The sequence below is a fragment of the Agreia sp. Leaf244 genome (assembly GCF_001422695.1).
Taxonomy (GTDB): domain Bacteria; phylum Actinomycetota; class Actinomycetes; order Actinomycetales; family Microbacteriaceae; genus Agreia.
This window is the reverse complement of the sequence record NZ_LMLX01000008.1, coordinates 41,969-54,873: the sequence shown is the minus strand read 5'-3', so window position 1 is coordinate 54,873 and position 12,905 is coordinate 41,969. Positions and strand designations below refer to the sequence as shown.

Below are 12,905 nucleotides of genomic sequence, written 5' to 3'. Positions count from 1 at the left end.
CAGGCTAGCCGAGGCTTTGTTACCCCCGCTTACGAGGGAGGCTGCGCTGTCGGTGGCCCGGGTTAGCGTATGCGTGTGAACACCGTTACCCCGCTCGCGCCTGGGCCCTACCTCGCGTCGCCCTCCGTGTCGACCCAATGGCTCGCCGACCACCTCGGGGCCGACAACCTCGCCATCGTCGAGGCCGCGAATCGGGTCCGGCTCCGCTCACTCCAGCTCGATGTCGCCGCCACCACGGTCGTCGTCTTCGACGCGAGCGACGGGCTGTGCGCGCAGGAGTCGGCACGGTCGCTCCGCGAGGCCGGCTACGAACGCGTCGCAATTCTCACCGGCGGCCGCGCACGCTGGCTCCTCGAAGAGCGACCGGGCGACCTCGACTCCCTGGCGCATCGCGGCGGCAGGCCGCCTCTATACCCGGGTCACGTCGAGCCCCGCCTCGCGCAGCTCGGCTAGCGGCTTCGCGCGGGCCGAACCGCCCGTGATCACTCCGTCGACCTGCGAGACCTCTGCCACGCGGCCCAGATGCACCTGGCCGATCTTCGACCCGTCGGCCAGAACGATCCTGCGGGTCGCGGCCCCGAGCATCCGTCTCTTCACCTCCGCCTCGGGCAGGTTGATGTTCGTGATGCCCCGCTCGGCATCGACACCGTTGCATCCGATGAAGGCGATATCGGCGTGCAATGTGTCGAAGAGACTGTCGGCCAGCGGATTGACGAGGGAATGCTGCAGCGCCCTGAGCGTGCCGCCCGTCACGATCACGGTGAAACGGGGCAGCGCCCGCTCGAGCTCGAGGGCGATCTTCAGGCCGTTCGTTATCACGACCACATCGTGCAGCTCGCTGCGTTCGACCAGCGCTCGCGCGAGCGCCGCGGCCGTCGTTCCCACATCGACGATCACGGAGTCTCCCGGCGACACCAGCGACGCGGCGTGGCGCGCGATGCTCAGCTTCTCCCGCCGCTGCGAACCGAGCGCCTCTTCGAAAGCGGGCTCCGTGCGCCTCGGCGAGGCGGCCATCACGGCGCCCCCGTGCACCCGAGCGAGGTCGCCCGACGCCTCGAGCGCGTCGAGATCGGATCTGATGGTGACCTCGGAGACGCCGAACGATGCGCTCAGCTCGGTGACCCGCACGAAGCCGACGGCCGACAGCAGGTCGAGAATGCGCGTGCGTCGAACGGCGGCGGGCGCGCTTGCGAATTCGTGGTCGACCATGGTCTGACTTTCGTTTATTTGCGATTGCTTGTCAATTCTTGCCGTGCCATACTTTCGCATGTTCTGATCTCGAGCGCGCCGCGCGCTCCCACCGAAGGGTTCGCCATGACCGCCATCGTTGTTCGCGAGACCGTGCTCGCAGACGGGCGCCAGCTCATCTATTTCGACGATGCCGACACGACGCTCCCTCCCGAGCGCCGGCCCGACGAGCGAATTCTCGACCCTCGCCCCGTCACCGCGACCATGAGGCAGGATGTGCTCACCGGCGAGTGGGTCTCGATCGCCGCGGCACGCCAGAACCGGGTCTTCCTGCCGTCCAACGACGCCGATCCGCTCGCGCCGGCGACCCCCACGAACCCCTCCGAGATTCCCGACAACTACGACGTGGCCGTCTTCGAGAACCGCTCCCCCTCGTTCGGCCCCCTGCTGCAGGACGACGACGCGCCTCTCGGCCTGGCGGACCTCGCCGAGCTGGGACTCGAGCGCACCCGCACGTCGGTGGGCCGCTGCGAGGTCGTCTGCTTCAGCCCGGCGCACACCGGATCGTTCGCGTCGCAGACGCCCTCGCGCGCCCGCACGATCGTCGAGGCATGGGCCCAGCGCACGGCGGCACTGAGCGCGATGCCCTCGATCGAGCAGGTCTTCCCGTTCGAGAACCGTGGCGCCGAGATCGGCGTCACCCTCAACCACCCCCACGGCCAGATCTACGCGTACCCCTACGTCACGCCCCGCACGACGAAGCTCCTCGACTCGATCGACCGCTTCGGTCCGGACATGTTCGCTCAGATCCTCGAGCGCGAGCAGTCCTCTGAACGCGTTCTCCTCCGCGGCGAGCACTTCACGGCGTTCGTGCCGTTCGCGGCACGCTGGCCCATCGAGGTGCATATGCTCCCGCACCGCCACATCCCCGACCTCGCGGCGACGACCTCCGAGGAGCGCGACGAGCTGGCCGTGCTCTACCTGCGGCTGCTGCGCGGTATCGACGCTCTCTACGACACCCCCACCCCCTACATCGCCGCCTGGCACCAGGCCCCCGTGAACCGTGGCCGCGATGACGTGAGGCTCATGCTTCAGGTCACCTCGCCCCGCCGCGCAGCGAACCGCCTCAAGTTCCTCGCCGGATCCGAAGCAGCCATGGGCGCCTTCATCGGCGATGTGCCCCCCGAGACATCCGCGGCGCTCGTGCGCGACGCGATCGCCCGCGCAGACCTGGAGAACCCCGTATGACCCACGACGATTTCACTTCGCAGGCGGCGGCCGACTTCCTCGACCGCTTCGGCCGTGCAGCCGACGGCGTCTGGTCGGCACCCGGCCGCGTCAACCTCATCGGCGAGCACACCGACTACAACGAGGGCTTCGTGCTTCCCTTCGCCATCGATCGACGCACGTGGGCTGCGGTCGGGCTGCGCGACGACAACACCGCGCGGGTCACGAGCACGTTCAGCGAAGACGAGGTCGAGGTCGAGCTCGCACAGGTGAGCCCAGAGATCCTCGACGGCTGGTCCGCCTACCCGCTGGGTATCGCCTGGGCCCTCGGAGAGAACGGCATCGACCTCGCCGGCCAGGCGGGATTCGACGTGCACATCTCCTCCGACGTTCCCGTCGGCGCGGGGCTGTCGTCGTCTGCGGCCATCGAGTGCGCCGTCGCGATCGCCCTCGACGAGCGCTGGCAGCTCGAACTCGACAGGCCGACGCTCGCACGCGTCGGGCAGCTGGCCGAGAACAAGGCCGTGGGCGCTCCCACGGGCATCATGGACCAGTCGGCGTCGCTCCTCGGGCGACGCGATTCCGCAGTCTTCCTCGATTGCCGCTCGCTGCGCTCCGAGATCGTCGACCTCGGCTTCCAGGCCGCAGGGCTCGAGATCGTCATCATCGATACCAAGGTCAGCCACTCTCACGCGACGGGCGGCTACGCGGCGAGACGCGCATCCTGCGAGGCCGGCGCCGCCGCCCTCGGCGTCGAGAGCCTCCGCGACGTCGGCGTGGCCGATCTCGATCGCGCTCGCGAGGTCATGGACGACGAGACCTTCCGCCGCGTTCGCCACGTCGTCACCGAGAACGCCCGCGTGCTCGCCACCGTGCGGGCGCTGCGCGAAAGCGGCCCCCTGGCCATCGGCGAGATCCTCGACGCCTCACACGTCTCGATGCGCGACGACTTCGAGATCTCGGTTCCCGAGCTAGACCTCGCTGTCGTCGCGGCTCGTGAGGCCGGCGCCATCGGCGCCCGTATGACCGGTGGAGGATTCGGCGGAGCCGCTATCGCGCTCACCCCGTCGCACCTCGTCGCCGAGGTCACATCTCAGGTCGCCGCGGCATTCGCCGAGGCCGGATACACGGCCCCGGAGATCTTCACGGTCAAGCCCTCGGACGGGGCGAAGCGCGAGCTCTAGTCGTCCGTTTCACTGAGCGTCACACCCGCCGGCTCGTAACCTACCCATAGACTCGAACAGCGCTCACGTAAAGAGGCGGGCGCCACACGGTTGGAGTTGTTGGTTCAGTGACGAGACTTCGTGAGAGCGCTCCCATCCTGGTGGCGATCCTCGTTGTCGTGGCTCTCGTCTGCGCTTTCTCCGTTGCGACGTCCGCGTACCTCGATCGGCAGGCCACAACCGGTGTCCGTGCCGAGCTCTCCGCTCAGACGGGTGAAGACCTCGCCCTTCGCGCATCCCTCGATATCGCCGACGATGCCGATCAGCAGGATGCCGAAGTCAGGCGCGCGATCGCGAAAACGTTCGATCGCGTCGAGGTCGAGTTCGAGACCACTCGAACGCTGGAAGCCGGCGCCATCTACTCGACCAGCGACCGGTCGGGTCCGGCGGAGGCGCTCACCGTTCCCGATCTCGCGTCTCGCGCCGACTTCGAAACGGGAGCCGCACCCGTCGGCGCCGACGAGGTGGCAGTGCAGGCGGATGCAGCGGCCACTCTCGGCCTGCACCTCGGCGACGAGGTCATTCTCAATCGCGCACCCTTCACCGTCTCCGGCACGTGGCGCGCCCTCGACGCCCTCGACCCTCGCTGGTACGGCGATGAGTCGGTCGAGACGGGTGGATCATCGGACCGGTTGGGCCCGTTCGTCATCACCGAAGACGCGTGGACCCGCTTCGACCTTCCGCCGAAAGCGGTGTGGACGGTGGTGCCCGCCTCGATCGACGACTTCACCTCGATCAACGGCAGTTCCGTGAGCGCGGCGTGGGGCACGGTGCAACGGGCCTGGCGCGGCGAGGTTTCGGGGTTCGATTCACTGCAGGTCCAGCGCCAGCTCGCCCGCACGCTCGATGATTTCGATGAGCGCGTCGAGGGGCTGAAGGCCATCGAGCCTGCTGCCGCAGTGCTGGTTGCGGGCAGCGCACTGGTCGCGCTGTGGCAGCTCGTGCAACTTCTGGTCGCCGCACGCGAACGGGAGACTCTGCTGTTCTGGGCCCGGGGCCGGTCGACGACCGCGATCGCCTCGCGCGTGGCCGGTGAGGTTGCCGTCACCGCCGTGCTGGGCGCGGTGGTCGGCGTCTCCGCCGTCGCACTCGGCCTGTTCGCGGTCTCTGAGGCAGGTCAGGGCACTCTCGTTCGACCCAGCGCTTTCGCCGTTCCGGCCGTGGTGCTGATCGGTGCGATCGTGATCGCCGCCGTGTCCTCCTACCGGTCGACCACGAGCGTGACGCAGTCGACACAGGGCGGCCGCGGCGGCACCAGGGCCCGCCGCGCGGCACTTCCCGGCGCGGTCCTCCTCGTCGCCATCGCGGCAGCGCTCTCGGTCTGGCAACTACGGCGATACGGGTCACCGCTCACGCCCGACGCGGAGGGGACATCGAGCATCGATCCCATCGTGGTCGTCGCCCCGGCCGTCGCCCTCATCGCGGTCGTGCTCACAGCGCTGGCCGCTTTTCCCGCTGTCGTCGGTCTCTACGCGAGACGCACCCGGAACTCCGGCGTGGGCACCCACCTCGCCGCTCGCACGCTCGCGCGCCAGACGGCACGCATCGCAGCCCCGCTGGTCATCGTCGCCCTGGCGGTGGGGGCCGCCACAGTGGCGGCGACCTTCTCCGCCACGTGGGCGCATCTCTACGCGCAGAACGCCGCGCTTCATTCGGGTTCAGACGTGCGCATCTCGTCGCCCCTGGCACCGCTCTCGGCCGAGCAACGCGACACGGTGGCCGCAACGAAGAACATCACCGACGTCGTCCCGGTCGACGTGCAGACTCTCTCGGTCGGCACGGTCACGGGATCGGTGGTTGCCACAACCCCCGATGCCCTGCGACAGGGTGCAGACGACGCGGGTGGAATCTTCTCCCCCGACGATGCGGCAGACGCCATCCACGCAGATGACCCGGAACCGATCATTCCCGTCGGCGCCACGAGCCTGACACTCCGAGTCGAGGCGCGCCAATTCGACGAGTCACCCGCCGTGAGCGCCTGGATCGCCGATTCGCTCGGCAGCCTGCGCAGGGTGGTGTTCGAGAGCCCGACGATCGACGCGGACGGCGTTCTCGCCTATACGGTCGCCCTTGTCGACGGCGCCAACACTGCCCCGGGGTCACTCGTCTCGCTCGACATCTCGTTCGCCAACCAATCGTTCGATGCGGTTCGGCCCAGTTTTCGACTCAAGAGCCTCGACGCCCAGGTCGACGGCGCAGCCGAGACTGTCGAGCTCGGCCAATTCTGGCTGATCGACACGCTGAGCGAGTTCTCGATTCCTCCTGAGAGCACCACCACCGGCGATGGTTTCGTGCTGGATTCGCCGCTGCCGTCGCTGCGGATGACGGTCTCCAGCGACGGCACAGCGAGCGACTACCTGCGTCCCCCGATCGTCGTCTCCGAGCCGCTCGCGCGATCCCTCGACCTGCAGATCGGTGACACTATCGCGCTCAGCCTGCGCGATGCCGTCGGCGACGCCAACGCCGTGGTCACGGCGATCGTGCCGGCGATCCCTGCCGCCGACAGCGATAATGCAGTGCTCATCGACCTGTCCGTGATCAACCATCTTCACCAACGGGTCAGCAGCGCTCCGGCCGAATCCACCGATCTGTGGGTCACGACCGCCAGGCAGCAGCAGGTGCGCGACTCCGTGCGCGGCGTCCTACCCGCGAACGCCCATATCGGACTGCGCGATGACCCGGAGGCTCGCCAGGTGTTGGGCGCCGCGGCGATCGCCTTCTGGGCCGCCGCCTCCGCCTGCTTGCTGTTCGCCTTCATCGCGGTGGGTTCGGCGTCGAGTTCGCGGCTTCGCTGGGGCCGCGCCGATATCGCGGCGCTTCGCGCACTCGGAATGCGGGCGGGTGAACAGTCGGCGGTGCTTGTGCGAGAGCTGGTGCTTGTGCTTGTCGTGGCCGTTCTCGCCGGTATTGCCGCCGGAGTGCTCGTCAGCGTGCTGACCGTGCCGCAACTCGCGCGTGCCGCCGTCGATCGCGGATACCTCTCGTCTACCGCGACGCTCGCGGTGGACTTTCCCGGGCTCATCCTGCTGCTGGGCGCGCTCGTCGTGGGAGTCGCAGTCGTTCTCATAGACCTGAGCAGACGTGTCCGATCTCTCGCATCGCGGCTCCTGCCGAGTGAGGGGCACGAATGAACGACGTCTCCTCACCCGCTCGCCTGCTCGTCGATCACCTGCGAGCCGGGTTCCGGGCATCCCTTCTCGTCGCTGTTCTCGTCGCGGCGACGGTCTTCGTCTCCGCAGCGGTGCCGAGGGCGTTCGCCGCGGTCGCAACCGCGGAACTGAGCTTCGAACTCGGCCAGGAGAGGCCCGCTCGCCTCGACCTGAGCGGCGAAGGACGTGTCGGCCTGCCCCCGTCAGATGAGGGAGCGACGGCCGAGAGCATGCTCGGTGAAACGGACAGCGTGATCGACGAGCTTCCGTCGACGCTGCCGCATCCGCTGGCCGATGGTGCCGGAGCCGCTGTCTGGCTGGTCAAGAGCACAACGGGCGCGAGCTCGAGCAAGGCCGACGACAGCGTGGACCTCTCGCTGCGGCTCGCCGTGGACCTGGGGTTCGACAAGCGACTGCGGTACGTCGCGGGCGAGGCCCCGCTTGCCTGGACACCCGACCAGAACGCCTCCGCAGAACAGAATCCCATCGAGATAGCCATCTCGCAGAAGTCGGCGACGGAGATGAAAGTCGGGGTCGGAGACATTCTGCCCTATTCACCGGCCGCCCTGAGAATCGCGGGGATCTACGAACCCACCGATCCCGACGATGCGTACTGGAGCCACGCCTACGACCTCGAACACCCGTTGGTCATCCGCGAGACCGGCAAACCCCCGACGATTCAGGCGTCGGTCTACGTCGCGCCAGACTCGATAGCCGCACTGCGCGAATCGTTCGCCGCAGGTGCTCTCCTTGCCTGGATCCCCATCGACGCGACCGCGTATTCCTTCGCAGACAGGGAACAGCTGGCGACGCAGATCCGCAACCTCACGGCGACACCGGTGTCGCTTCGTGAACCCGGCGCTCTCACCCTCACGTCCTCGTTCACCGACGTGATCGAGAGTACGGCGCTGAAGGTCGCTGCGATGGTCGCCCTCGTCGCGCTGTCGGTATCCGGTCTTCTCGGTGTTCTCCTGGCGACGTACGCTCTGAGTGTTCAGACCCTCGTGCGCCGTCGTCGGTTCGCGCTCAGCCTCGCATCGGCCCGGGGCGCCTCGCTCGGTCAGCTGCGCGGGGTTATGGCCATCGAGGCCGCGGTGATCTCGCTTCCCGGGTCGATCGCGGCGATGGTGGTCGCCGCGATCGTCTTGCCGGAGCGGGTCGGGCTCGATGGATTGCTCGCGCCGGTGGCCCTCGCGCTCAGCCCGATCGTGCTCGCAGCGGTCCTGGTCTCGCCCGCCGGCCTGCGCGACTCGCGCCACGACATCTCGGTGCGCTCGACATCGCGCATCCGGTGGGTTCTCGAAGCGGCGCTCGCGGGCGCCGCCGTCGTCGCGCTAATGCTCCTGCAGCGTCGCGGACTCGTCCCGTCGAGTGACGTCTTCGGTGTCGATCCGCTGCTCGCCGCGACCCCGCTGCTCCTGGCAGTGTCCGTCGGACTTCTGGGGTTGCGAGTGTTCCCCATTCCCCTGCGCGCGGTGCGCGCGATTGTTCGCGGGCGGCTGGCGCCGGTGGCCGAGGTGGGTTCGGCCCGCGCCATCCGGGAGCCGGCCGTCGGTGCGATCGCGGCGCTCGCTCTCGTCGTCGGCGTATCCATGGTGTTGTTCTCGACGATCATGATCAGCACCGTCGACGCCAGCCAGCGGCGCGCGGCGGCCGAGATCGTGGGCGCCGACGCACGCGTCGACGCCCACGATCTGCCCGGCACGCTGCTCGACGACATTCGCGAACTGCCGGAGGTCGACGCTGTCGCGGCGCTGACGGTGCAGGAGAACCTGGCTCTGACAGACGAGGCGGGCACCACCCGCGTCGACGTCGTGCTCGTCGACCCGGCCGCGCTCGCGGCGGTGCGAGGCGACCTTCCCGGGCTCGCGTCATCGACCTCATCACCGCGGCCCGTCCTGGTCTCCCAATCGTTGGCCGACCTTCTGCGGGGCACGTCGGTGCGGCTAGGAGATATTCCGGTGAAGCTCGCGGGCGTTGTCTCCGACACCGCGATCCCCGGGATGCCCGACACCTGGCTGATCATCGACGACGACGCGGCAGCCGAACTCGGCGTGGACGAGCAGGGGCCGACGAGCGTTCTCATCGATCTTGTGCAGGATTACGGCCCGGCCAGCATCGACGCGATTCGGAGCGCCGTGCTGAGTGCCCAGCCCGACCGGTTCGTCGAGTCCGCAGGCACCTACGACGTGCGCTCCGAACTCCTCCAGCGAAGGACGGCCCCTACCACCGCGGCGATAGAGGCATCTCTTGTGCTCACGGCGGGGGCGACCCTCGTCTTCACGGTGCTCATCATCGCGCTCGCAGCCATGGCGTCTGCGGCTTCCCGAAACCGCGTGGTGGCCGTGATGAGAATCATCGGCATGACGCCGCGACAGGTTCGCGCCCTCGTGGCGTGGGAGTTCGGGCCTGTCGCGCTCGCGGCTCTTCTGCTGGGCGCGGCCCTCGGAGCAGCTCTGCCCTACCTTGTGACGGCGGTGCTCGACCTTCGCGGATTCATCGGCGGCACGACACTGCCCACGCCGATGCTCGATCCACTCTGGATCGCCGGCGCTGTGGGCATCTACGCGGTGACGATCGTGGTCGCCGTTCTCGTCGCGGCGGCATTGGGACGACGGTTCGCCCCCGCATCAACCCTCAAGATGGGAGAGTCATGACGCTTCAGATCGAGTGTTCAGACCTGGTCAAGATCTTCTCGACAGAGGAGGTGGAGGTGCAGGCGCTGCAGGGACTGACGCTGCGGGTCGACCGAGGCGAGTTGATCGCGATCGTCGGCGCTTCGGGCTCGGGCAAGTCGACACTGCTCGCAATCCTCACCGGCCTCGAGATCCCCACGGCGGGCAGGGCGATCGTCGCCGGCCACGACCTCCTCGCCATGTCGTCTGCCCAGCGAACTCAGTACCGACGACACACCGTCGGCTTTGTCTGGCAGCAGACCTCCCGCAACCTCCTGCCGTACTACACGGCGCGCCAGAACATCGCGATGCCGCTCGCGCTCGCGGGTGTGCCCCGGCCACAGCGCAAGAACCGTACCGAAGAGCTCATAGAACTCCTCGGCATGGGCGAGTTCGCGGGGCGCCGGCCCGCACAGCTCTCGGGAGGCCAGCAGCAGCGCGCATCCATCGCGGTGGCGCTCGCGAACGACCCCGAAGTGCTCTTCGCCGACGAGCCGACCGGCGAACTCGACGAAGTCAACTCGCAGCTCGTGCTCGATGCCCTGGGCGCGGTGAACCGCGAGCTCGGAGTCACCGTTCTCATCGTGACGCACGACGAGGAGGTGTCGACGAAGGTGCGCCGCACGGTGCAGATCCGTGACGGTCGCCTGTCGACCGAAGTGCATCGCAGCACCGAGACAGATGAGCTCGGCCAAGAGCAGCACCGGTCGCAGGAATTCGTTGTGCTCGACCGGGTGGGGCGCCTCCAGCTCCCGCAGGAGTATGTGCGCAGTCTCGGACTCAGCGGGCTTGTTCGAGTGGAACTGGCGGATGACCACGCGCAGGTGCATCCGTCTGATCAGCCGACAGCGGCCGAAGCGAAGGAAGACGATCGATGAGCAACGACGTGGTGCTGCGAGCCGAAGGTCTGACACGCACCTACGGCAGTGGAGCAACGGAGGTCCGGGCGCTCGTCGACGCGACGCTCGAGGTTCGCGCAGGTGAACTCGTGGTGCTGCGGGGGCCGTCGGGTTCGGGCAAGACCACCCTGCTCAACCTTCTCGGCGGGCTCGACGTTCCCACCGCGGGCGTGGTGTCGCTGGGCGAGCGACAGGTGACCGGGGCGAGCGATCGCGATCTCGTCGATCTGAGACGGCGAGAGATCGGCTACATCTTTCAGACGTTTGCGCTGCTCTCTGCGCTCACTGCGGCAGAGAACGTCGAGCTGCCGATGCGGCTCGTCGGGGTCGCTGCAGGGGAACGCGCCGCACGAGTCGACGAACTATTGTCGGTGGTCGGGTTGGCAGAGCACGCACAGCAACGGCCGGACGAACTCTCCGGCGGCCAGCAGCAGCGGCTGGGAATCGCACGAGCCCTCGCCAACAACCCCCGGCTGATCATCGCCGACGAACCCACCGGGCAGCTCGACAGCGTCAACGCGGAGGCGATGATGTCGTTGATCTCGGCCCTCGTGCACGAGCGCGATGTCGCGGCGGTCGTGTCGACTCACGACCCTCGGATGGCGGCACACGCCGACCGCATTCTCGAGATCCGCGACGGCCACCTCGTAAGACGACGCGGACGCCACTCGCTACCCCTCGGCGTTGCCGAACGCGAGCTGTAGCCCCTCTGCGTCGGTCACCGGCAACCTGCACACGAAGTCGGTGCAGAGGTAACCGGTGTGCAGCCCGGACTGAGTCGTGCGCCCTTCGAGCAAGGCGAACCCCGCGTCGGCCCACGCGCGCGCCTCGGCGTCGGTCACGACGACCGTCGGCGACCAGGCGTGAGACCGGGCCGCGTCGACGAGGTCGTCGGATGCCTCATGGCCGGTTTCCGACAGCACGATGACCAGTTGCTCGCTCGGCTCGATCAGCCTCTGCACGAGCTCGAGCGTGGCGCCGTAGCCGATGGGGCGCTGGAACGCCTCCTCGCCCACCGAGCCGATCGCCCCCGACACCGCGTCGCGGTAACGGCTGTCTCCCGTGAGACCGAACAGGGTGAGGGCCGCGTCGCACACCGCGCTGGTGCCCGAGGGATACGCACCCTCCGAGGTGTCGGCGACGGCCGCGATGTTCTGCGCCGAGAGCACGGAGTCCCGACCTCCCGGGGCGACGAAGCCCGCGTCGAGCACCGCATCGACGAGCCGACGCGCACCGACCGCGTAGTCCACCCGGCCGGTCACCGTTCCGAGCGCCAGCAGTGCGCCGGCGAACGCCCCGTAGTCCTCGAGCGTCGCGGCCGCATCCGACCGACGCCCGCCGATGGATGCGCGCACGAGCGCGCCGTCCGGTTCGAGATGCGACTCGAGCACGTAGTCGGCGGCCCGCGCCGCGGCTGCGATCCACTCGGGCCTGTCGAGAGCGAAGCCCGCCCGCGCGAGGGCGGCGATGGCGAATCCGTTCCAGCCGGTGAGGATCTTGGCATCGACGGCCGGAGGCGTCTCGAGAGCTCGACCCGCGGCATCCAGCGCGTAGTAGCCGCCCTCGCTCCGCGATCCGGCAACGGTACTCTCGGAATCCTGGGCCGACCCGAATCCGCCCTCCGGCTGCTGCAGCACGGACGTGAGGAACGACGCGATTCCCTGGGCGGTCTCGCGCGCCTCCGCCGCGGCGGCATCCGGGCTCGACCCGAGTCTCGCGTAGTCGTCGAGCAGCAGCGCATTGTCGTAGAGCATGCGCTCGTAATGAGGGTCGCTCCAGTCGCGATTGACGCTGTAGCGGAAGAAGCCGCCCTCGACCACGTCGCGCAGCGGCGAGCGGCTCATGGCGAGCAGTGTGCGCGCAGCAAGCGGGTTGCCTCGGCGAAGAAGCAGCGACAGCACGGGGGCCACGGGGAACTTCGGGGCGCCCCCGAAGCCGCCGTGCTGGGTGTCTTCGTAGCCCTCGAGCTCGCGCTCGACCGCTCTGAGCCGGGCCTCGGCGTCGGAGGGGATCGCGCCTTGCGGTGTGGCAGCGGCCGCCTGCGTCAGCGCATCCGAGATCGCCGCTGCGGTCAGATCGACCTGGTCACGTCTCGCCTGCCAGGCGTCGTCGACGGCGTCGAGAACCTGGCTGAACGACGGGTGACCCTGAACAGGCGTCGGCGGAGAGTAGGTGCCCGCGAAGAACGCCTTGCCCTGCGGGGTCACGAACACGTTCAGCGGCCAGCCGAGACCCTGCGTGAAGGCGCCGGCCGCCGCGAGGTACACCGAGTCGACCTCGGGATGCTCCTCGCGGTCGACCTTGATCGCCACGAAGCGGGAGTTCAGCTGCTGCGCCAGCTGCGGGTCGGAGAACGACTCGCGCGCCATGACGTGGCACCAGTGGCAGGTCGAATATCCGATCGAGACGAGAACGGGAACGTCTCGCCGCGCCGCCTCATCGAAGGCCTCCTCGCCCCACGGAAACCAGTCCACCGGGTTGTCGGCGTGCGAGCGGAGGTAGGGACTGATCGCGTGCTCAAGCCTGTTCACTGTGTCGGCGCTC

At 68.5% G+C, this 12,905-nt stretch carries 9 protein-coding genes; 7 read left to right on the top strand and 2 right to left on the bottom strand.

All coding sequences use genetic code 11. The features are described 5' to 3' along the window. The first annotated feature begins 75 nt into the window (after positions 1-75). Positions 76-453, top strand: a complete 378-nt coding sequence (locus ASF06_RS18430) for a hypothetical protein (protein ID WP_157439258.1) — start codon at positions 76-78, stop codon at positions 451-453. Here the strand turns inward: ASF06_RS18430 and ASF06_RS18425 are convergent. Beyond that, on the bottom strand, positions 409-1,209 hold the full coding sequence (locus tag ASF06_RS18425; RefSeq protein ID WP_055950561.1) for a DeoR/GlpR family DNA-binding transcription regulator: 801 nt from the start codon (positions 1,207-1,209) through the stop codon (positions 409-411). The genes ASF06_RS18430 and ASF06_RS18425 overlap by 45 nt on opposite strands. Before the next feature lie 105 nt (positions 1,210-1,314). Between ASF06_RS18425 and galT the strand changes: the two genes are divergently transcribed. The 6 genes from galT (at position 1,315) to ASF06_RS18395 (ending at position 11,065) form a co-directional block, all read left to right on the top strand. After that, positions 1,315-2,436 (top strand): galactose-1-phosphate uridylyltransferase, encoded by a 1,122-nt coding sequence (galT, locus tag ASF06_RS18420; protein ID WP_055950554.1) that lies wholly within the window; start codon positions 1,315-1,317, stop codon positions 2,434-2,436. After that, the gene (gene galK, locus ASF06_RS18415) at positions 2,433-3,599 is read left to right on the top strand and encodes a galactokinase (protein WP_055950551.1); all 1,167 of its coding nucleotides are present in this window, start codon (positions 2,433-2,435) and stop codon (positions 3,597-3,599) included. Before galT ends, galK begins: the two co-directional genes overlap by 4 nt. 107 nt (positions 3,600-3,706) lie before the next feature. Beyond that, positions 3,707-6,769 (top strand): FtsX-like permease family protein, encoded by a 3,063-nt coding sequence (locus tag ASF06_RS18410; RefSeq protein ID WP_055950548.1) that lies wholly within the window; start codon positions 3,707-3,709, stop codon positions 6,767-6,769. Continuing rightward, a complete protein-coding gene (locus tag ASF06_RS18405; RefSeq protein ID WP_055950545.1) occupies positions 6,766-9,444 on the top strand; it encodes an ABC transporter permease in 2,679 nt (892 codons plus the stop codon). The genes ASF06_RS18410 and ASF06_RS18405 overlap by 4 nt, the downstream gene beginning before the upstream one ends. After that, complete coding sequence (locus tag ASF06_RS18400; RefSeq protein WP_055950542.1) at positions 9,441-10,340, top strand: ABC transporter ATP-binding protein; 900 nt, start codon at positions 9,441-9,443, stop codon at positions 10,338-10,340. The genes ASF06_RS18405 and ASF06_RS18400 overlap by 4 nt, the downstream gene beginning before the upstream one ends. Beyond that, complete coding sequence (locus ASF06_RS18395) at positions 10,337-11,065, top strand: ABC transporter ATP-binding protein (protein ID WP_055950539.1); 729 nt, start codon at positions 10,337-10,339, stop codon at positions 11,063-11,065. Before ASF06_RS18400 ends, ASF06_RS18395 begins: the two co-directional genes overlap by 4 nt. Here the strand turns inward: ASF06_RS18395 and ASF06_RS18390 are convergent. Beyond that, positions 11,033-12,892 carry a thioredoxin domain-containing protein gene (locus ASF06_RS18390; RefSeq protein ID WP_055950535.1) on the bottom strand — a complete coding sequence of 620 codons (1,860 nt, stop codon included), beginning with the start codon at positions 12,890-12,892 and terminating at the stop codon, positions 11,033-11,035. The genes ASF06_RS18395 and ASF06_RS18390 overlap by 33 nt on opposite strands. Between the last annotated feature and the right edge of the window lie 13 nt (positions 12,893-12,905).